Here is a 20,079-nt window from a genome sequence, read left to right as displayed (position 1 = left end):
CGCGTTTGTAGAAGCACGCGCGGCGCCGGCGGCAGCAATCCAGAAGACAGGGGCGTAACGACAGAATGAACAATATGCAGACAGTAGAATTTGAATCCGTTCTGGACGCCGATCTGAACCGGGCGATGCGTGAAGCGCAAGCCCGCTCGCAGGCAGAAAAGAATTTGCCGACACTGACCAAGGCGGAACTGGCTGAACTTTTGTTTGAACAGGTTGGTCTCAACAAGCGTGAAGCCAAAGACATGGTGGAAACGTTTTTCGATGAAATCCGCGATGCCCTGGAGCGTGGCGAGTCGGTGAAGTTGTCCGGCTTCGGCAATTTCCAGCTGCGCGACAAACCGCAGCGTCCGGGCCGCAATCCGAAAACCGGGGAAGAGATTCCTATCACTGCGCGCCGCGTGGTGACTTTCCACGCCAGTCAGAAACTCAAGGGCATGGTTGAAGCCGCAAGCCTGCAACCCATCCAGCCTATCCAACAGTTTGCCGCCGCTCTTCCAGCTAATTCATGAACGATCGCATTAGTAAAACCGAGCTTGTCGTATTGCCGCCGATTCCGGCCAAGCGTTATTTCACCATAGGCGAAGTGAGCGACCTGTGCGGCGTCAAGCCGCATGTGCTGCGCTATTGGGAGCAGGAATTCACCCAGCTGAAGCCGGTCAAGCGGCGCGGCAACCGCCGTTATTACCAGCATCACGAAGTGCTGCTGATCCGCCGCATCCGCGAACTGCTGTACGAACATGGCTTTACCATCAGCGGCGCCCGCAACAAGCTTGACGGCCGCCTTGGTGCTGCGGCGGAAGCCGAGCAGGCCGCTGAAGCCAAGCAGAACGAGGTGAATCTGATCGAGGTGCGCCACGAGCTGGAACAGATACTTGATCTGCTGATACCCAAAACCGAGCCGGCCGTTGAATAAATATTGAATACAGAGGGGAGAGAAATCTCTCCTTTTTTTGTATACGGCCGGGCCTTATTTTTCTCATATTCGTTTATCTTATTTATCATGCTCAGCGACCCACGTTTTCCAAACCTCTTCATCCTTAACCATCCGCTGATCCAGCACAAGCTGACGCATATGCGGAGCAAGGAAACCTCGACCCGCACTTTCCGCCAGCTGCTGCGGGAAATTACCTTGTTGATGGGTTATGAAATCACGCGCGACCTGCCGCTGACCACGCAGCTGATCGAGACGCCGATGCAGAGCATGGAGGCGCCGGTGATTGCCGGGCGCAAGCTGGCGGTGGTGCCGGTGCTGCGGGCGGGGATAGGCATGAGCGACGGTTTGCTGGACCTGGTGCCGTCGGCGCGGGTGGGGCATATCGGGGTGTACCGCGATCCGGATACGCATCAGCCGGTGGAGTATCTGGTGCGTTTGCCGGATCTGGCGGAGCGCATCTTCATTGTTTGCGATCCGATGGTGGCGACCGGTAATTCGGCGGTGCATGCGGTGGATGTGCTGAAGAAGCGTGGCGTCAGCGATGAACAGATCATCTTCCTGGCGCTGGTGGCCGCGCCTGAGGGGGTGCAGGTGTTTCAGGACGCGCATCCTGGCGTCAAGCTGTATGTGGCGAGCCTGGATTCGCATCTGGATGCGCATGCTTACATCGTGCCGGGCCTGGGTGATGCCGGCGACCGCATATTCGGCACCAAATAAGCCCTACTTAAACGCAGCTCAGCAGCAGTCAAATGGGGTCAGAGTTTTTTTTCGCGGGGTTTGCGAAAATTACTCTGACCCCATTTGACGTTCTACGGAGAACGGTTAGTGGCATGCTATGAAAGGTTAGTGCGTTGCTAAAACTGTTGCTACTCCGTGGATGCAAGCCGGGGGCGGCCCGGCAGCCGCTCACTTTCTTTTGCTTCGCCAAAAGAAAGTAAGCAAAGAAAAGGCGACCGCAAAGCCGTTGCCCTCCCTTCGGTCGGGTCCCCAAATCCGGCGCGTGTCAGCCGGGTGGGGGACAAAACTCGCCTTCGGCTCAAACATGTCCCCCACAATTCCCGGCTGACACGCGCCGGATTTGGCAACGTCTCAATGCGGGGCACGTCAAAAGCAACAGCAACAGCAACAGCAACCCCCGAGCAGTCAAATAGGGTCAGAGTTTTTTTTCGCGTTCTTTGCGAAAATTACTCTGACCCTATTTGACGGACTACGGAGTCCATCCGATAGCGGTCGATCTTTTCCTGCTATAGCCTTAAGCCAGCATTTTCAACACCAGCTCCGCCACCGCAACCGAAGAAGCCGGATTCTGGCCGGTGACCAGGTTGCCGTCGACTAGCGTATAACTGCTCCAGTCCGCACCTTTGCTGTAATTGCCGCCAAGGCGTTTCAGTTCGGCTTCCACCAGGAAGGGCACGATATCGGTCAACTGCACGGCAGCTTCTTCACTATCAGAAAAACCGGTAACTTTTTTACCCTTGACCAGCGGCGTGCCGTCAGCCGCGCGTACGTGACGCAGAACGCCGGGTGCATGGCAGACCGCGGAGACTGGCTTGCCGGCGGCGTACATGGAAGCGATCAGTGCGATCGAGTCCTTGTCTTCCGCCAGGTCCCACAAAGGACCGTGGCCGCCTGGGTAAAACACCGCGTCATAGTCCTTCGCTTGCGCTGTCGACAGCTTGATGGTCGAGGCCAGTGCGGCCTGTGCGGCGCTGTCTTTGCGGAAGCGTTCGGTGGCCTCGGTCTGGGCGTCCGGTTCGTCGCTTTTCGGATCCAGCGGCGGCTGGCCGCCGTGCGGCGAGGCCAGGGTCAGCTTGGCGCCGGCGTCCAGGAAAACGTAGTAGGGAGCGGCGAATTCCTCCAGCCAGAAGCCGGTCTTCTTGCCTGTGTCGCCGAGTTTGTCGTGCGAGGTCAGTACCATTAATATGTTCATATAAATTCCTTTTGGTGTGGCGATAGTCGGACGGCTCATTCGTCGCCGGTGCGTATCACCAGCTTGCCGAAGTTCTTGCCTTCCAGCAGACCGATGAAAGCTTGCGGCGCATTTTCCAGGCCGTCGACGATGTCTTCGCGGTATTTCATCTTGCCGGCGGCGATCCAGCCGCTCATCTCTTTGAAGAATTCCGGATAGCGATGGCCATAGTCGTCAAAGATGATGAAGCCTTGCATCTTGATGCGGCGGGTCAGCAGGCGGCGCATCAGCGACGGCAGATGATCCGGGCCTTCCGGCTTGCCGGTGGCGTTGTAGCTGGCGATCATGCCGCACAGCGGCACCCGGGCCTTGGCGTTCAGCAATGGCAGCACGGCCTCGAATACGGCGCCGCCGACATTTTCAAAATAGACGTCGATACCCTTGTCGCATGCGGCCGCCAGCTGCTGTGGGAAGTCGGCGGCGCGGTGATCTATGCAGGCATCGAAGCCCAATTCTTCTACGGCATACTTGCACTTGTCGGCGCCGCCGGCGATGCCGACCACGCGGCAGCCCTTGAGCTTGGCAATCTGGCCGACCACCGAGCCGACCGCGCCGGTGGCGGCTGCCACCACCACGGTTTCGCCGCTTTGCGGCTGGCCGATGTCGAGCAAGCCCATGTAGGCGGTGAAGCCGGGCATGCCGAGCAGGCCCAGCGCATAGGATGGCTTGCCCAGTTTCGTATCCAGCTTGGTCAGGCCATTGCCGTCGGACAGCGCATAGTCTTGCCAGCCGCTGTAGCTCAGCACCAGGTCGCCGGTCTTGTAGGCAGGATTTTCCGACGCCTCAACCCGCGCTACCGTGCCGCCCACCATGACTTCGCCGACTTCCACCGGCGCCGCATAGGAAGGCGCATCGCTCATGCGGCCGCGCATATACGGATCGAGCGAGAGATAGACGGTGCGCAGCAATACCTGGCCCGCGGCGGGCACCGGCAGCGGGCTTTGATCGAGCTTGAAATTCGCGGCGGTCGGCGCGCCATGCGGGCGCGAGGCCAGCAGGATGCGGCGGTTGGTGGTTTTGCTTTGTGACATGTTCGCTACTCCTTGAGTGGAATGAATGCCGGCGCTGTTTTGCCGGCGCGTGCAGAATCAGTTAAGCGTCAATCTCACAGCGCCGCTTCGAGGATCTTGCGGCTGACTGCGAGGGTATGGTCCTGGTGTTCGCCGAGCCTGGTCATGCCGTGCTGTTCGAGTTGCAGCAGCACTGTTTCGACCGCTGGCTGGCCCAGTTCATAATCAGACAAGCGGGTCTTGATGCCCATGCTTTCAAAGAAATCGCGGGTGCGTTCGATGGCGAGATCAATGCGGGCATCTTCGCTGCCTTCGGTAATCTGCCAGACGCGTTCGGCGTATTGCAGCAGTTTGGCATGTTTGCTGTGACGGCGTACCGTCAGCAAGGATGGCAGGACAATGGCCAGGGTGCGCGCATGGTCGATATCGTATTGCGCGGTCAGTTCATGGCCGAGCATGTGGGTAGCCCAGTCTTGCGGCACGCCGGCGCCGATCAGGCCGTTGAGCGCCAGTGTCGCCACCCACATCAGGTTGGCGCGGGCATCGTAGTCGTTCGGCTCGGCTAGCACCTTGGGCCCGGTTTCAATCAGGCTCAGCAGCAAGCCTTCGGCGAAGCGGTCCTGCACCTGGCCGTGCACAGGATAAGTCAGGTACTGCTCGACGGTGTGCACGAAAGCGTCGACCACGCCGTTGGCGATCTGGCGCGGCGGCAGGGTGAAGGTCTTGCTCGGGTCGAGAATCGAAAATTGCGGAAACACCAGCGGGCTGTGGAAGGCCAGCTTGGCCTGTATCGATTTGCGGGTGACGACGCCGCCATTGTTCATTTCCGACCCGGTGGCCGGCAAGGTCAGCACGCTGCCGAAGGGCAGGGCGCTGGTGATGTTGGCGCCGCGCTTGACGGCGATATCCCAGGCTTCGCCTTCGAAATGCGCAGCGGCGGCGACAAACTTGGTGCCGTCGATGACTGAGCCGCCGCCTACCGCCAGCAGGAAGTCGATCTTTTGCGCGCGTACCTGCTCAACTGCCTGCATCAGCGTTTCATAACTCGGATTCGGTTCGATGCCGGCGAACTCATGGACTTCACGCTCGCCCAGCGCTGCCTTGACTTCGGCCAGGGTACCGGTTTTCTGGGCGCTGGAACCGCCGTACAGGATCAGCACGCGGGCCTTGGCCGGCACCAGCTGGGACAGCTTGGCGATGGTGTCGCGGCCGAAGACGATTTTGGTGGGATTGTAGAATTCAAAATTCAGCATGGGGCTTCCTTTGGCAAATAAGCCGCTCAAAAAATGCGAGCGGCAAAAAAATGGATGCGCTTGCAAAATGCGTACGCGTGTAGTGATATGAGGTTTGCTTAGGGCGATGCCAGGACGCTCAGGGTGATTTCCATGGCGCTTTCCAGCGGACTGCGATCGCGCTGGAGTTTGGCCAGCAGACTGGCCCCCAGCCATAATTGATAAAGCATTTGCGCGGTTTTCTGCGGCTCCAGGTCGACCTGTAATGAACCATCGGCGATGCCTTCGGCGATGCAGTCGGCTAGCCGCGCCATCACCTGCTGGGTGCCCGCGCACAATACCAGGCGCATGTCGTCCGACAGATCGGCCACTTCCGCGCTGAGCTTGACCACCAGGCATTTGTCCATTGCCTCGCTGCCGGCCTGGGTTTCGCGCCAGTTGTCCCAGTAGCGCAGCAGGCGTTCGCGCGCCGGTTCGGCGGCAGGCTGGCGAGCGCCGATCTGCAAGACCTGGCCGAGCGCCTGCAGGTAGTCTTCCACGTATTGTTCCATCAGCGCCCGGCCGTATTGTTCTTTAGACCCGAAGTAGTGGTAGAAGGAGCCCTTGGGTATCGCCGCCGCGCTCAGGATTTCGCTCAGCCCGACTCCGGAGAAGCCTTTGACTGCGATGATTTTCTGTCCTGCGTCGAGGATGTGGCGTTTGGTGGTGTCGTAAGTGGTTCGCATGATGCGATTGATTCTACATCAAAATTAGACCGGTCGTCTAATGCGGGCAAAACTGACAATTTTTAACCAAATATTGGTAGAATTAGCTTGATTCGATACTTTTGCGTTATCCAGTCATGCTTTACCGGCGACTATTCATGTTTACACATATCCGTTATGCTGGTGGGGTTGATTATGCAATTTTCATATCTATCCGAAAGTTGACAGTTTCCCACCTTTTTTAGCGGCGCCCATGACATCCCGTACCAACCACCATCTTGATACCTACCTGCTGCGTGTGCTGCACACCTTGCTGGTGGAAAAAAGTGTCTCGCGCACCGCCATCAAGCTGGGGCAGTCGCAGCCGACCATCAGCAATACGCTCAAGCGTTTGCGCGAGCTGACCGGCGACGCCATCCTGGTGCGCGGCAAGACCGGCATGGTGCCGACCGAACGCGGGCAGGAACTGCTGGCGCTGGCCAAGCAGGGCCTGGAAGTGATAGAAAAAATCGCGGCGCCGGTGGCGGCTTTTGAAGCGGACAGCACCTCGCGCGTGTTCCACATCGGCACGCCGGATTACCTGAACATGCTGCTGATCCCGTCGATCATCGAGCAGCTGCGCAAACGCGCGCCGGGCGCCAGCCTGATGGTGCACGCGCTGGACGCCAACCTGGATTACGCCAGCGCGCTGGAAACCGGCCGCTTCGACATGGTGATCGGCAATTGGCCGGACCCGCCTGAGCATTTGCACCTGGCGCAACTGTTCGACGACGACGTGGTGTGCATGATGCACCGCGACCATCCGGTGGCGAAGAAGGGCTTGACCCTGAAGTATTATCTGGAGATGCCGCACCTGGCGCCGACCCCGTATATAGAAGGACACCGCAGCGGCATCGACGCCGCGCTGGCCGAGCAAGGCTTGAAGCGCAACGTGCAGGTGACGATTCCGTATTTCGCGCTGGTGCCGCATGTGCTGTCGAAATCCGACCTGATCTTCACCACCGGCCGCCAGTTCGCCGAGCACATCATCGAAGACTGGCCGATCGGCATGTTCACCTTGCCGTTCGACATGCCGAAGATGCGTTTCTACATGCTGTGGCATGCGCGTTCGCATGTGGCGCCGGACGTGGTCTGGCTGCGGCGCCTGATCGCCGAAGTGGCGGCCGGGCTCGGCAAGGCGCCGGCCAAGCAGCCGATGCAGCAGATCCCGTAATCATCCGCCGCACCGTTTTTCACACAGTTCCTGCCTTATTTTTCGCTGTAATCCACATTCGGCCGCTGCGGCGATTTGCGTGAAGTCGCGCGCATGTATTGCGGCGCCCATGAAGTAACGTCGTGCAGGGCATCGGCCGCATGCAGCGGCCAGTAAGGATCGCGCAGCAGTTCGCGCGCCATCAGCACCAGGTCGGCCTGCTCGGTGCGCAGGATGTGCTCGGCCTGGCCGGGGTCGGTAATCATGCCGACCGTGCCGCTGGCGATGCCGGCTTCGTGCTTGACCCGCGCCGCAAACTTGGTCTGGTAGCCCGGGCCGACCGGAATGCTGGCGCTGGCGATGTTGCCGCCGCTGGAGACATCCACCAGGTCGACCTCAGCCTCGCGCAACAGGCGGCTCAAGGCCACGGTTTCATCGGCGTTCCAGCCGCCATCGATCCAGTCGGTGGCTGACAGCCGCACCAGCAGCGGCAAATCCTGCGGCCACACCTGGCGCACCGCGGCCACTACTTCCAGCACCAGGCGTACGCGGTTTTCGAACGAGCCGCCATACTGGTCGCTACGCTGATTGCTGATCGGCGATAGGAACTGGTGCAGCAGATAGCCGTGCGCGGCGTGGATTTCCACCAGTTTGAAACCGGCCTTGTGGGCGCGCACCGCAGCGTCGGCAAAGGCCTGGATCACGCTCTTGATGCCATCGATGCTGAGCGCAGCCGGCGTGGTATAGCTGGGGTCGAAGGCAAGCGCAGACGGGCCGTCGGTATGCCAGCCGCCTTGCTCCGGTTCGACCCGGCCTTGCTGTTCTTCCCACGGACGCCAGACGCTGGCTTTACGCCCGGCGTGCGCCAGCTGGATGCCGGCCACCACGCCCTGTTGCTCGATAAAGCGGGTGATGCGGCTCAGCGGCGCGATATGTTCGTCTTTCCAGATCCCCAGATCCTGAGGCGAGATACGGCCTTGCGGCAGCACCGCACTGGCTTCGAAGATGATCAGGCCGGCGCCGCCGACCGCGCGGCTGCCCAGGTGCACCAGGTGCCAGTCGTTGGCGAAGCCGTCCTCGGCCGAGTACTGGCACATGGGCGCCACCGCAATGCGGTTGGCCAGGGTCACGCCGCGCAGCTTCAATGGAGAAAACAAGATGCTCATATTCTTTTCCTGTCGGTTGGTTATAGCAAGTTTGGCCCGGCCTGGCTTCGGCCGGCTCAGGCCTCGTTCACGATATTGAACTGCAGCGCTGCCAGGCTTGCGTACAAGCCGTTGTGCGCTACCAGTTCGGCATGGCTGCCGGTTTCGACCACGTGGCCGTGTTCCAGCACGATGATGCGGTCGGCCCGCTGCACGGTCGCCAGGCGGTGCGCGATCACCAGCGTGGTGCGGCCGACCATCGCTGCTTCCAGCGCCCCTTGCACGGCGCGTTCGGATTCGGCGTCGAGCGCGCTGGTGGCTTCGTCCAGCAGCAGCAGCGGCGGATTCTTCAGCAGGGCGCGCGCAATCGCGATGCGCTGGCGCTGGCCGCCGGACAGGCGCACGCCGCGTTCGCCGAGGAAGGCTTGATAGCCTTCCGGCAGGCGTTCGATGAATTCATGGGCGGCCGCCATCCTGGCGGCGGCGATGACTTCGGCATCGCTGGCGCCGACGCGGCCGTAGCGGATGTTTTCCATCGCGTTGGCGGAGAAGATGATGGTGTCCTGCGGTACGATACCGATGGCGTTGCGCAAGGTATGCAGGTCGAGATACTTGATGTCGACGCCATCGAGCTTGATGCTGCCTTGCTGCGGATCGTAGAAGCGCAGCAGCAACTGGAACAGGGTAGTCTTGCCGGCCCCGGAAGGGCCTACCACGGCCACCGTTTCGCCAGGGCGGATATCCAGCGACAAGCCGTGCAGGGCAGCGCTCTCAGGCCGCGAAGGATAGCGGAAGCCGATGTTTTCCAGGGTCAGGGCGGCGCCTTGCGCAGTGCGCGGCGGCAGCGTATCGGGCAGCAGCACCGATTGCACCGGCGACTGCGCCGCCAATAATTCCAGCAGGCGTTCGGTGGCGCCGGCGGCGCGCTGGGCATCGCCCATCACTTCGGCCAGGGCGCCGATGGAGCCGGCCAGCAAGGCGGCATACAAGATGAACTGTCCCAGTTCGCCGCCTGTCATGCTGCCCTGGACCACGGCGTGCGCGCCCAGCCACAGCACGAACACGATGGCGCCGAACACCAGCAGGATCGCCATCATGGTCAGCAGCGAACGCGCGCGTATCCGTTCCATTGCGGTGCTGAAGGCGTTTTCGATGGAGATGTCGAAGCGCTGCGCCTCGATGGTTTCATGGGTGAAGGCTTGCACGGTCGGCATGGCGTTGAGGATTTCGCCGGCCATGGCCGAGGCGTCGGCGACCCGGTCCTGCGAATCGCGCGACAGCTTGCGCACGCGTCGGCCGTACCAGACGATAGGCAGCACCACCAGCGCCAGCATGACCAGGATGATCGCGCTCAGCTTGACGCTGGTAATGAACAGCATGACCATGCCGCCGGCAAACAGCAAGGCGTTGCGCAGCGCCATCGAGATGCTGGTGCCGACCAGCGCCTGGATCAGCGTAGTGTCGGTGGTGATGCGCGACAGCACTTCGCCGGTCTTGGTGGTTTCAAAGAACTGCGGGCTCTGCGTCACCACATGCGAATACACCGCGCTGCGCAGGTCGGCCGTGACTCTCTCTCCAAGCCAGGACACCATGTAGAAGCGCGCAGCCGTCGCCACGCCCAGCACGCAGGCGACCCCGAACAGCGCCAGGAAGTACAGGTCGATGTGGTTAGCGCCCTGGATGCCGCCGGTGCTGAAGCCGAGGTCGATCATCTGCCGGAACGCATACGGAATCGCCAAGGTGGCGCCGGCCGCCACCAGCAGCGCGATGCTGGCCATGGCAAACTGGCGTTTGTAGGGGCCAGGAAAGGGAATAAGCCGACGAGTGTGCCCAGACTGCGTTTTTGAGGTTCTTTGGAAGTTATGGTTGTCATGTTGGATTCTGTGTGGGCCGCCTTTGAACCTGGCCCCGCGGTTTGCGCTGCCTCAAGCTGCAATGGCAGAGCACATCTGTGGATTGAATGAGTGGATTCATATTGCCATCCGTTAAGACAGCGAACGCGCTTTGCCAGCTATTCAAAGGGAACTTCAACCAATTGTCGATTATCGATATACTTGCTTCATGGCTTAGCAGTTTGCTAGTGTAGTGGATGTTGCGCGATAGCGCAGGATCTGGCTACGGAGAAGATGAATTTTTGTGGCTGAACAAGCAACTAAATGTGTCGTTCCACTGATAGCTACCTCAGGAGAATCCTTTGGCTCAACAGCAGCAACCGGCGCATCCGGAAAACTGCGTAGCGCAAGACGAGGTTCAAGATCAACTGGTAGCCGGCTTGCTGGCGCCCCATGCCCACGTCTCTCCCAAATATCTATACGATGTACTCGGCTCGCGCCTGTTTGCAGCGATCTGCGAACTGCCTGAATACTATCCGACCCGTACCGAAGCCGCGATCTTCGAACAGAATGCTGGCGCGATCGCAACCGCGCTTGGCGCCGATGCGACCCTGATCGACCTCGGCGCCGGCAATTGCAGCAAGGCGGCGCGCCTGTTTCCCAGCCTGCGGCCAAAGCAGTACGTAGCGATCGACATCTCCGAAAAATTCCTGCGGGAAGCGGTAGCGGCATTGCGGCAGCAATTCCCGAAGATCAAGATGACTTGCCTGGGCATGGATTTTTCTTCCGAGCTTGAGCTGCCTCTAACGCTGGGTACGCAGCGCCGTCAGTTTTTTTACCCAGGCTCTTCGATCGGCAATTTTGCGCCGCTGGAGTCCCTGAAGTTCTTGCACCACATCCGCAAGGCGATCAACGGCAGCGACGGCGGCCTGTTGATCGGTGTCGACCTGGTCAAGGACAAGCCGATACTGGATGCCGCCTACGACGATGCGCTGGGCGTCACCGCGGCCTTCAACCTGAACCTGCTGAACCATGTAAACCGTTTGCTGGAGGCTGATTTCCAGCCCCAGCAATGGCGCCACCGCGCCTTCTACAATGAGGCGCAGCACCGTATAGAAATGCATCTGGAAGCGCGCCAGGACCTGATCGTCCATTGGCAGGACGGCGGCGTGCGGCGCTTCGCCCAGGGCGATAGCATCCATACCGAGAGCAGCTACAAATATACAGAGCAGGGATTCATCGACCTGCTGCAGCAAGCCGGTTTCGGCAAGGTCCAGACCTGGAGCGATGAGCGCAACTGGTTCATGGTTTGCCATGCCCGCATCGCGTGAGCGTCATAAGAAAACGAACCACTGAACGGGACTACGATGGATACGGCGACTAGACACAGGCTGGCTCCCGCGCCTGCCGGGCAGGCGATGCATCGCTTGGCTGAAACATTCGCGCGCGTGCGCGCGCAGAGCTGCCAGCTGGTGCAACCGCTGTCGGCAGAGGATTGCTGCGTGCAATCGATGGCAGACGCCAGCCCCGCCAAATGGCATCTGGCGCACACTACCTGGTTTTTCGAGACCTTCATCCTGGAACGGTTCGAAGCCTGTTTCCAGCCGTTCCATCCGGCCTTCCGGGTGCTGTTCAATTCCTATTACGAAGGCGTCGGCGAACAGCATCCGCGCGCCCAGCGCGGCCTGATGACGCGGCCGGCATTGGCGGAAGTGCTGGCCTACCGGCAGAATGTCGACCAGCGCCTGCTGGCGCTGTTGGCGCAAGTACAGCTCGCTGACAGCGCCGGCGAACTGGCGATGCTGGTGGAACTGGGCTTGCAGCACGAGCAGCAGCATCAGGAACTGCTGCTCACCGATATCAAGCATTTGCTGTCGATGAATCCCTTGCTGCCGCCTTACCGCGGGTCTGATGTGATGGCAGATGCGGGGCGGGAGCAGGCGAGTGCGCTGCAGTGGCAAGCGTTCGCAGCCGGCATCGTTGAAGTCGGCCACGATGGACAGGGATTTTTCTTCGATAATGAAACGCCGCGGCACCGCCAGTTTGTCGAGCCGTTTTGCATGGCGTCGAGGCTGGTCAGCAATGGCGAATACCTGGCGTTCGTTGAGGATGGCGGCTACAGCAATCCCTTGCTGTGGCTGGCGGCCGGCTGGGACTGGGTGGTGCAGCAGAAAATCACGCGGCCGCTGTACTGGCACCAGGCGCAGGCGCAATTCGATTCAGCCTGGCGTGAATTCACCCTGCATGGCTTGCAGCCGCTGGCCATGCACGAGGCGGCCACTCATCTGTCCTTTTTTGAAGCGGAAGCCTACGCCCGCTGGGCCGGCGCCCGTTTGCCGACAGAAGCGGAATGGGAAGCCGCGGCCGCGGCGCAAGGCGAGGATTATTTCGGCGTCGCCTGGCAGTGGACTACCAGCAGCTATGCGCCTTATCCCGGCTACGTCGCCTTGCCCGGCGCCGTCGGCGAGTACAACGGCAAGTTCATGGTTAACCAGTACGTATTGCGCGGTTCTTCGGCGGCGACGCCGGATGGCCACGCGCGCCTGAGCTACCGCAATTTCTTCCCCGCCACCGCGCGCTGGCAGTTCAGCGGCATCCGGCTGGCGCGTTCCTGAATCATTTTTTGCGTCATCTTTTGCGTCATTTCGGGCAGCTGTTGAGCGGGAATTGCATCTTGCTGAGATGTTCGATCAGGAAATCGACGAACACCCTCACTGCCGGCAGCAAGCCTCTCTGGGTCGGGTACACCACTTGTACATGTCCGGCCGGCGTGGTCCAGCCGGGCAGAACATGGATCAGCCGGCCTTGCGCCAGCTCTTCGCTGCAATACTCAGTAGGGAGCATGGTCAGGCCGAGGTGCCGCAGCGCCGCCCGCTTGCGCAAAGGAAAATCCTCTACCGCCAGGCGTGCTTCCGTCACCAGTTCGTAACGTTCATCGCCGGGGCCGTCGAGCAGCTGGTGGATGCGGCGATCACGCTCAACCGCGCCGAGGAAGGGCAGTTTTGCCAGTTCGCGCGGGTGGCTAAGGGCGCCATATCTGGCCAGCAGCTCCGGCGTTGCCACCAGCACGCCAGAGGCGGAGCGCAAACGCCGTGTCGCCAGGTTGGGATCTTCATCGTCGGTAGCCCGCACCCGCACCGCGACATCCACCCCTTCCTCCAGCAGATTGATGCGGCGGTTGGTGAACAGCAAGTCGATATTCACCTTCGGATAGCGCTCCAGAAAGGCTGGCAGCGCAAACGCCACTTCTGTCTGTGCAATCGCCACCACGCAGCTGACCCGCACCGTGCCGCTCGGTTCCGCCAGCGAACTGGTGACTGCCAGCTCGGCAGCGTCGGCGGCGGCAATCACCACCTGGCAATGCTGATAGTAGCGGTTGCCGAGATCGGTGAGGGCGATGCCTCGGGTATTGCGCTGTAGCAAGCGTGCGCCCAGCCTGGTTTCCAGCTCTGAAATGCGGCGCGACAAGCGCGACTTCGGGATACCGAGGCTGCGGCCAGCGGCCGTGAAGCCGCCTTCCTGCACCACGTTGGCAAAGAAATAGAGGTCATTCAAGTCTTGCATGATCGTCATCCATTGTTCTGTATATGGAACAATATATCTTATTTTTGATGACTAGTTCTATTTTCGAAGCGAAGGTAGGATGTGCCCAATGGTTCAACAACCAGTCAGTCAAACTCTTTGGCATCGAGAAATGGGTTCTCCGGATTGCTATGGATTTTGATCCACTCTTAATTTGATAGAACGGAACACATCATGAAACTCTTGCAAATCGACTCCAGCATTCTCGGCGACGCTTCGGCTTCGCGCCAACTCACACGCGAAGTAGTAGCCACCCTGATGGCCGCCGACAGCGATATCGACCTGAGCTATCGCGACCTCAGTAAAGATGTGACCGCCCATTTGTCCGGCGCCACCTTTGCCGCCAAGGGCACGCCTGCTGAAAAGCGTAACCTGGCGCAAAAGCTGGAAGTGGAACTGAACGAAGCCATCCTCAACGAATTCATGGCAGCCGATGTGATCGTGGTCGGCGCGCCGATGTACAACTTCAGCGTGCCGACCCAGCTCAAGGCATGGATCGACCAGATTAGTGTCGCCGGCGTTACTTTCCGCTATACCGAAAAGGGCCCGGAAGGCCTGGCCAAAGGCAAGCGCGTCGTGATCGTGTCGACATCCGGCGGCAAGCATGCAGGCGGCCCTACTGGCGTGGGGCATGAAGACTATTTGAAACTGGTGTTCGGCTTCCTCGGGATTACCGATATCGAAGTGGTTCGCGCCGACGGCCTGGCCTACAGTCCTGAAGCGAAAGAAGCCGGCTTTGCGGCAGCTCGCGCGCGTATCAGTGATCTGACCAGCGCAGTGGCAATGGCCTGATCGACCGGGCCGAAATGAAAAAACCGCTATCCGTAGCGGTTTTTTTACGTCTGCGGTTTTTTATTCGTATAAAAGAAGTAATAGCGCGGCGGGCCGTCATTGGTAACTGACGTCCGGCCGCGCTGATGAAAGCATGTAGTACGGTAATACCCAGCCTGCATGATGCCTGCCTGTCGCGTGATCGCCGCGGCGGGCGGATTTAAAAAGACAGCTGTTTACGCCGCCGCTGCGCTGCTGCCGATCTCCTGGTTGGCAGCCTGGCCGGCGATTTCAATCTGCCGGTTGACCGCGCTCAGGATCGCCTTGAACGAGGCGGTCAAGGTATTGGCGTCGATGCCGACGCCAAAGCCGGTAGGAGCGTCGTTCAGGCGCAGCTCGATATAGCTGGCGGCCTGGGCGTCGGCGCCGGCGCTGATCGCGTGTTCATGGAAATCCATCAGCTTGATGTCCAGTCCCAACGCGTTGACGAAGGCGTCGATCGGACCGTTGCCCTGGCCGCTGCTGGTGTGCGCCTGGCCGTCGCGGACGATGTCGATTTCAATCTTGACCGCTTGCGCCGGGCTCAAATCATCGCTCATGCGGTGGCCGCGGTAGACGTAGGGGGTCTGCTTGTCCAGGTACTCCTGCTTGAAGATGTTGTAGATGTCGCTGGCGGCGATTTCCTTGCCGGTCGCATCCGCGGCTTTCTGGATCGCCCGGCTGAATTCGATCTGCAGGCGGCGCGGCATCTCCAGGCCGTATTCCTGTTCCAGCAGATAGGCCATGCCGCCTTTGCCGGACTGGCTGTTGACGCGGATCACGGCGTCATAGCTGCGGCCGAGATCGGCCGGGTCGATCGGCAAATAGGGGATTTCCCAGATGGCGTCGGCCTTCTGTGCGGCGAAACCCTTCTTGATCGCATCCTGGTGCGAGCCGGAGAAGGCGGTAAACACCAGGTCGCCGACATACGGATGGCGTGGATGGACCGGAATCTGGTTGCAGTCTTCGACGCACTGGCGCACTTCGTCGATATCGGAGAAGTCCAGGCCGGGATTGACGCCCTGGGTATACAAGTTCAAGGCCAGCGTCACCAGGTCGACATTGCCGGTGCGTTCGCCGTTGCCGAACAGGCAGCCTTCGACGCGGTCGGCGCCGGCCATCACGGCCAGCTCGGCGGCGGCGACGCCGGTGCCGCGGTCATTATGCGGATGGACGCTGATGATGGCGGCGTCGCGGCGCGCCAGGTTGCGGTGCATCCATTCGATCTGGTCGGCGAACACATTCGGCGTACTGCACTCGACCGTGGTCGGCAGGTTGAGGATGACTTTGCGTGCCGGCGTGGCTTGCCAGGCGTCGACCACGGCGTCGCAGACTTCCTTGGAAAAATCCAGTTCTGCCATGCTGAAGGTTTCCGGCGAATATTCATAGCGCCACTGGGTTTCCGGGCGGGCGTCGGTCAACTCCTTGATCAGGCGCGTGCCGGAGACGGCGATTTCCTTGACTTCATCGCGGCTCTTGTCGAACACGATGCGGCGCCAGGCCGGTGCGATAGGGTTGTACAGGTGGACGATGGCTTGCTTGGCGTCCTTGAGCGAATCGACCGTGCGGCGTATCAAGTCTTCGCGCGACTGCGTCAAAACGATGATGGTGACGTCGTCGGGAATATGCTTTTCTTCGATCAGCTGGCGCACGAAATCGAAGTCGGTCTGCGAACCGGAAGGGAAGCCGACTTCGATTTCCTTGAGGCCGATTTTCACCAGCAATTTGAAGAAACGCAGCTTGCGCGCGGCGTCCATCGGTTCGATCAATGCCTGGTTGCCGTCGCGCAGATCGGTGCTCATCCAGATTGGCGGCGCGCTGATGATTTGATTGGGCCAGGTGCGATCGCTCAGCGGGACGGGTGGAAAAGGGCGATATTTGACAGCGGGGTTTTGCAACATCATGAGAAGCCTCTCTGGGAGCTGGTTAAGTGTGCTGGATACGTTTGCTAGATACGTGTGCCGATGAAACAGGAAAGCGGACAGGTCGGTGGCGGCGCGGTTGCCTGGCTGCCACTCGAAAAAATCAACGCGAGGCCAGGCAACCGATCGCTAGCTTTAGCAGGAATAGCGATAGCGAGCAGATGCGTGCCGCGGCGGTGGCGGCGAGGGTGCTGCGGGAGAGCGAAGGGTGGCGCTGAGTGCGGTACATGGAATCGGGCTCTTTAAAATTGAAACGCCTGGTCGGCATTTCAGTTTTACTACTGTGATTTCTTGGTTTGGCGGTGCTGCTGCCAGGGTGCCCCCGTCAGAACGGGGTCGAGATCATAGTGCGCGTAGTAGCGATAGCGCTAGTAGCGGCACTAGCAGCATTGCCGGCAGTAAGCCAGGATGCTGTAGTAGGGAACGGGATTGGATGCGTGGGGAAGCCATGGCCTTAATGTATGAGATGAAGTCGGGGCTTGTCAAGCACGAGTTGGCGCCAGGCCCAAAATAGCCTGTTTCCCGCACGAATATTGTATTTCGGTAATAGATGCTTTGCGGAGTACTGCTCAGCGCGTTCCAAACAGGCCGATCAGGCCGATGACGATCAGGTACAGCGCAATGATGTAGTTCAGCAGTCGTGGAATGGCCAGGATCAGTACGCCCGCGATCAGTGAAACGATAGGGGTCAGGTGCAGGGTGGTAAACATATGCATTCCTTTTCGGGTGGCGAAATTGCATCCAACTCGATGATACGACGCTGGCAGTCTTTCCAATGTAGGACAAGGGCGCCATGCGGTGTAGGAAGGCACGGAAGACGGCAAAAAAAACGGCTTGGCTAATCGCTGTTGCGGGAGGAGAAACCGTCACAGCGTTGGCTAATGCCGATAAGGACACACACTCCGTCAGATGCAAGAACTGAAACTTAGCGGTCAGCGTCAGCAACGGGCAGGTCGTCGGCGCTAAGGACCCGTCAGGGAATAACTTGAACATTTGGGCGGCCATAGCTGGCGCGCTGCTGCGTTGCCCACCGCTTGCAGTGCTCGCACTGCAGCGCGTCGGGCACCTTGCATCGCATCCAGCTATGACCACCCAAATGCCCAACTTATCCCCTAACGGGTCCTTACCATTTCAGAACGGGCAGGAGACGGATTTACTCCCTTCCCGGGGAATACTTAGTCGCCGCGGCATACTGCCGCGGCGCGCGGATCAGACAGGGCCGGCGGGCCGGCTCTTTTCTCGGCTCTTTCGTCATTTACAGCGCTCGGGTGCCTGAAATCAGGCGCGTGATAAAGGCCGAGCGCTCGTTTTTCTGTTTAGGCAACGCTCGTTCAATCATCGAGGTCCATTGCTCCGACAGCTGCTGGCAAGTGGCGCGCAGCACCGGCGCCAGTTCCGGCCAGTCGGACAGGGTACGCAGATGCCGTTCAATGGTGCGCGCCGACTGCACGCAGGCGTCGGTCGCCAGATTATGCATATTGTATTGCGATATCAAGTGCAAAACCGCTGAGATCAGGAGCTCTGGCGGGGTACGGTAGTTGTCGGCCGGGCCGTCTGTTGCATCGCGCGTACTAATCATCAAATACTCCTTGGTCGCTTGACTTTAAATAGTAATGATTCTCATTTAAATTATTATCCAAGGCGGCTTCGAATGCAAGTACTTTGCGATTTTTTTAGCGAAAGACCAAGTTGTGCGTCGTCCCCGCGAACGCGGGGACCCATGTTGGCGGCCGTAACAAGGATTCCCGCGTTCGCGGGAATGATCGGGGCGCGCAGCTGGGGCCGTCGAGGCGGAGCGGGCGTTCAGGCAGGCGGGCAGGACATCAGGCATTCCACGCCGTCCTGGCCGATTTCCTTGAAGCCCTTAGCTTCATACAGTTTTTTGGCTGGATTGCCGTCAAAAACTCTCAAAACCGTAGGCAAATTGTCGTTGCTGGCCTGCGTCAGCACCTTATCGAGGATGCTGCGGCCCAGTCCCCGTCCCTGGAATTCCGGGGCGATCTGGATCTGGGCGATATACCATTGTCCGGGCTCGCGATAGGCTTTCAGCAATCCGATCTGCTTGCCTGCGATGGAAACGATCTGGGCGTGTTCAAACTGGAACAGGATGCGCGCCAGTTGCGCGGCGTCGTCGCGCGCTGCATTCACCCGCGCCAGGTGCTCGCTCATGGTGGCATGGCGCAGCGCTGTCAGGAACGGCAGGTCCGCGCTGGTTGCCGGCCTGAATTCAAGCTGTGTTTCTGCTGCCATGCTTTTCCTTTTCTATTTGTTCACCAGATGTTTCGGTACCGACAGCGTCAGCGCCGCGCCCAGCAGCAGCGACGCCGCCAGCACGTACATGCCGCTGTTGGTGCTGTGGGTCTGGTCTTTCAGCCAGCCGACCAGGTAGGGGCTGACGAAGCCGGCCAGGTTGCCGAGCGAGTTGATCAAGGCAATCCCGGCTGCGGCCGCGGCACCGCCGAGAAACGCCGTCGGCAAGCTCCAGAACAGCGGCAGCACGCTAATGATGCCGACCGTGGCCAGCGTCAGCGCCGACATCGCTAGCAAGGTATTGTGGTCGTACACGGTACTGAAGATCAGGCCGATGCAGCCCAGCACTGCCGGGATCGCCACATGCCAGCGCCGTTCACGCCGCTTGTCGGCGCTATGGCCGATCAGGATCATGGCGATCGCCGCCGTGGCGTAGGGAATCGCGGTCAGCAAGCCGATGTTGAAGGTGTCGGTGACACCGGTGGTCTTGATGATGGTCGGCAGCCAGAAGCTGACGCCGTACAAGCCCATGACGAAGCAGAAATAGATCAGCGCCATCAGCCAGACGCGCGGATTGGCGAACATCCGGCCTAGCGACACTTCTTGCTTCTGGCTGGTTTCAGCCTGGATCTGCGACTCCAGCAACTGCTTTTCCTGCTCGCTCAGCCAGGCGGCGCCGCGGATTCGGTCTTGCAGGTAAAAGATCACCACTACGCCCAGCAGCAGGGATGGAATCGCCTCCAGGATGAACATCCATTGCCAGCCCGCCAGCCCATGCACGCCGGGCAAGGCCTTCATGATCCAGCCCGGCAGCGGGCCGCCGATGACACCGGAGACCGGCACCCCGGTCATGAACAGCGCCGTCATCTTGCCGCGCCGGTGCGCCGGATACCAGTAGGTCAGGTAGAGGATGACGCCGGGGAAGAAGCCGGCTTCGGCCACGCCCAGCAGGAAGCGCATGGCGTAGAAGCTGGTCGGGCTGTCGACGAAGATCATGGCGCCGGAGATGATGCCCCAGGTGATCATGATGCGGGCGATCCAGAGCCGGGCGCCGACCCGGTGCAGCATCATGTTGCTGGGGATTTCAAAGATGAAGTAGCCGAGGAAGAAAATCCCGGCGCCGAGGCCGTAAACGGTTTCGCTGAACTTCAGGTCGTTGAGCATCTGCAGCTTGGCGAAGCCGACGTTGACCCGATCGAGATAGGAGGCGACGTAACAGAGGAACAGCATCGGCAGCAGGCGCCAGGTGACCTTGGCGTAGGTGGCGGCTTCGAAGGCGCTGCCGGCGGCAGCGTTTGCTGGGCTTGAAGGTTCTGACATGTCTCTCTGCCTTATTGATTTAGTTATAAGAAGCGACTGCGCAATTTCAGCTTGGCGATGGTTTTGTGAGATGCATTGTAGCCGGAGGCATGACACGACACTAGTGTAAAGGCTATGCGGCGATTTCAGGGCGCGGCGAGCGAACTCGTTTACACTGTTCGTGGCTGGTCAGCCTAC

General features: G+C 60.1%; 20 protein-coding genes. 7 read left to right on the top strand and 13 right to left on the bottom strand.

The window, feature by feature from the left end:
* The first annotated feature begins 65 nt into the window (after positions 1 to 65).
* The 3 genes from BCF11_RS00330 (at position 66) to upp (ending at position 1,651) form a co-directional block, all read left to right on the top strand.
* A complete protein-coding gene (locus BCF11_RS00330) occupies positions 66 to 509 on the top strand; it encodes an integration host factor subunit alpha (protein WP_014005494.1) in 444 nt (147 codons plus the stop codon).
* Positions 506 to 913 carry a MerR family transcriptional regulator gene (locus BCF11_RS00325; RefSeq protein ID WP_098492968.1) on the top strand — a complete coding sequence of 136 codons (408 nt, stop codon included), beginning with the start codon at positions 506 to 508 and terminating at the stop codon, positions 911 to 913. The genes BCF11_RS00330 and BCF11_RS00325 overlap by 4 nt, the downstream gene beginning before the upstream one ends.
* Before the next feature lie 87 nt (positions 914 to 1,000).
* Entirely contained in the window at positions 1,001 to 1,651 is a 651-nt protein-coding gene (upp, locus tag BCF11_RS00320; RefSeq protein WP_098492967.1) for a uracil phosphoribosyltransferase, read from the top strand.
* A 535-nt stretch (positions 1,652 to 2,186) separates the two neighbouring features.
* Here upp and BCF11_RS00315 read toward each other — a convergent pair.
* From BCF11_RS00315 to BCF11_RS00300, 4 genes are all read right to left on the bottom strand, one after another.
* Positions 2,187 to 2,864: a type 1 glutamine amidotransferase domain-containing protein gene (locus tag BCF11_RS00315; RefSeq protein WP_098492966.1), complete on the bottom strand. Its 678-nt coding sequence runs from the start codon at positions 2,862 to 2,864 to the stop codon at positions 2,187 to 2,189.
* 35 nt (positions 2,865 to 2,899) lie between these two features.
* Complete coding sequence (locus BCF11_RS00310; RefSeq protein ID WP_098492965.1) at positions 2,900 to 3,934, bottom strand: NADP-dependent oxidoreductase; 1,035 nt, start codon at positions 3,932 to 3,934, stop codon at positions 2,900 to 2,902.
* Positions 3,935 to 4,008: 74 nt separating this feature from the next.
* A complete protein-coding gene (locus tag BCF11_RS00305) occupies positions 4,009 to 5,166 on the bottom strand; it encodes an iron-containing alcohol dehydrogenase (RefSeq protein WP_098492964.1) in 1,158 nt (385 codons plus the stop codon).
* A gap of 98 nt (positions 5,167 to 5,264) precedes the next feature.
* A complete protein-coding gene (locus BCF11_RS00300) occupies positions 5,265 to 5,870 on the bottom strand; it encodes a TetR/AcrR family transcriptional regulator (RefSeq protein WP_098492963.1) in 606 nt (201 codons plus the stop codon).
* 232 nt (positions 5,871 to 6,102) lie between these two features.
* Here BCF11_RS00300 and BCF11_RS00295 point away from each other — a divergent pair, with 232 nt between their 5' ends.
* On the top strand, positions 6,103 to 7,062 hold the full coding sequence (locus BCF11_RS00295) for a LysR family transcriptional regulator (protein ID WP_098492962.1): 960 nt from the start codon (positions 6,103 to 6,105) through the stop codon (positions 7,060 to 7,062).
* A 35-nt stretch (positions 7,063 to 7,097) separates the two neighbouring features.
* On the opposite strand, the gene BCF11_RS00290 is transcribed toward BCF11_RS00295, so the two are convergent.
* The gene (locus BCF11_RS00290) at positions 7,098 to 8,207 is read right to left on the bottom strand and encodes an NADH:flavin oxidoreductase/NADH oxidase (protein WP_098492961.1); all 1,110 of its coding nucleotides are present in this window, start codon (positions 8,205 to 8,207) and stop codon (positions 7,098 to 7,100) included.
* 56 nt (positions 8,208 to 8,263) lie between these two features.
* Positions 8,264 to 9,964 (bottom strand): ABC transporter transmembrane domain-containing protein, encoded by a 1,701-nt coding sequence (locus tag BCF11_RS00285; protein ID WP_233212317.1) that lies wholly within the window; start codon positions 9,962 to 9,964, stop codon positions 8,264 to 8,266.
* A gap of 416 nt (positions 9,965 to 10,380) precedes the next feature.
* Between BCF11_RS00285 and egtD the strand changes: the two genes are divergently transcribed.
* Both egtD and egtB read left to right on the top strand, forming a co-directional pair.
* Complete coding sequence (gene egtD / locus BCF11_RS00280; RefSeq protein ID WP_098492959.1) at positions 10,381 to 11,349, top strand: L-histidine N(alpha)-methyltransferase; 969 nt, start codon at positions 10,381 to 10,383, stop codon at positions 11,347 to 11,349.
* A gap of 87 nt (positions 11,350 to 11,436) precedes the next feature.
* On the top strand, positions 11,437 to 12,633 hold the full coding sequence (gene egtB, locus BCF11_RS00275) for an ergothioneine biosynthesis protein EgtB (protein WP_098492958.1): 1,197 nt from the start codon (positions 11,437 to 11,439) through the stop codon (positions 12,631 to 12,633).
* Between the two features lie 25 nt (positions 12,634 to 12,658).
* On the opposite strand, the gene BCF11_RS00270 is transcribed toward egtB, so the two are convergent.
* On the bottom strand, positions 12,659 to 13,582 hold the full coding sequence (locus tag BCF11_RS00270) for a LysR substrate-binding domain-containing protein (RefSeq protein ID WP_098497255.1): 924 nt from the start codon (positions 13,580 to 13,582) through the stop codon (positions 12,659 to 12,661).
* Positions 13,583 to 13,774: 192 nt separating this feature from the next.
* Here BCF11_RS00270 and BCF11_RS00265 point away from each other — a divergent pair, with 192 nt between their 5' ends.
* Positions 13,775 to 14,392 (top strand): FMN-dependent NADH-azoreductase, encoded by a 618-nt coding sequence (locus tag BCF11_RS00265; protein WP_098492957.1) that lies wholly within the window; start codon positions 13,775 to 13,777, stop codon positions 14,390 to 14,392.
* A gap of 215 nt (positions 14,393 to 14,607) precedes the next feature.
* On the opposite strand, the gene leuA is transcribed toward BCF11_RS00265, so the two are convergent.
* The 6 genes from leuA to BCF11_RS00240 all read right to left on the bottom strand — a co-directional run bounded on the left by leuA (position 14,608) and on the right by BCF11_RS00240 (position 19,902).
* Positions 14,608 to 16,314 carry a 2-isopropylmalate synthase gene (leuA, locus tag BCF11_RS00260; RefSeq protein WP_098492956.1) on the bottom strand — a complete coding sequence of 569 codons (1,707 nt, stop codon included), beginning with the start codon at positions 16,312 to 16,314 and terminating at the stop codon, positions 14,608 to 14,610.
* 121 nt (positions 16,315 to 16,435) lie between these two features.
* Entirely contained in the window at positions 16,436 to 16,561 is a 126-nt protein-coding gene (locus tag BCF11_RS28480; protein WP_255407760.1) for a hypothetical protein, read from the bottom strand.
* A gap of 340 nt (positions 16,562 to 16,901) precedes the next feature.
* Positions 16,902 to 17,042 (bottom strand): DUF3096 domain-containing protein, encoded by a 141-nt coding sequence (locus BCF11_RS00255; RefSeq protein WP_082792731.1) that lies wholly within the window; start codon positions 17,040 to 17,042, stop codon positions 16,902 to 16,904.
* Between the two features lie 545 nt (positions 17,043 to 17,587).
* Entirely contained in the window at positions 17,588 to 17,911 is a 324-nt protein-coding gene (locus BCF11_RS00250; RefSeq protein ID WP_098492955.1) for a hypothetical protein, read from the bottom strand.
* Positions 17,912 to 18,135: 224 nt separating this feature from the next.
* The gene (locus BCF11_RS00245; protein WP_098492954.1) at positions 18,136 to 18,582 is read right to left on the bottom strand and encodes a GNAT family N-acetyltransferase; all 447 of its coding nucleotides are present in this window, start codon (positions 18,580 to 18,582) and stop codon (positions 18,136 to 18,138) included.
* Between the two features lie 12 nt (positions 18,583 to 18,594).
* Positions 18,595 to 19,902 (bottom strand): MFS transporter, encoded by a 1,308-nt coding sequence (locus BCF11_RS00240; RefSeq protein ID WP_098492953.1) that lies wholly within the window; start codon positions 19,900 to 19,902, stop codon positions 18,595 to 18,597.
* Positions 19,903 to 20,079 lie beyond the last annotated feature (177 nt).

This window comes from Collimonas sp. PA-H2, from assembly GCF_002564105.1.
Taxonomy (GTDB): Bacteria; Pseudomonadota; Gammaproteobacteria; order Burkholderiales; family Burkholderiaceae_D; genus Collimonas.
Note: the sequence above shows the minus strand (reverse complement) of the source record. Positions and strands in the feature narration are given on the sequence as shown.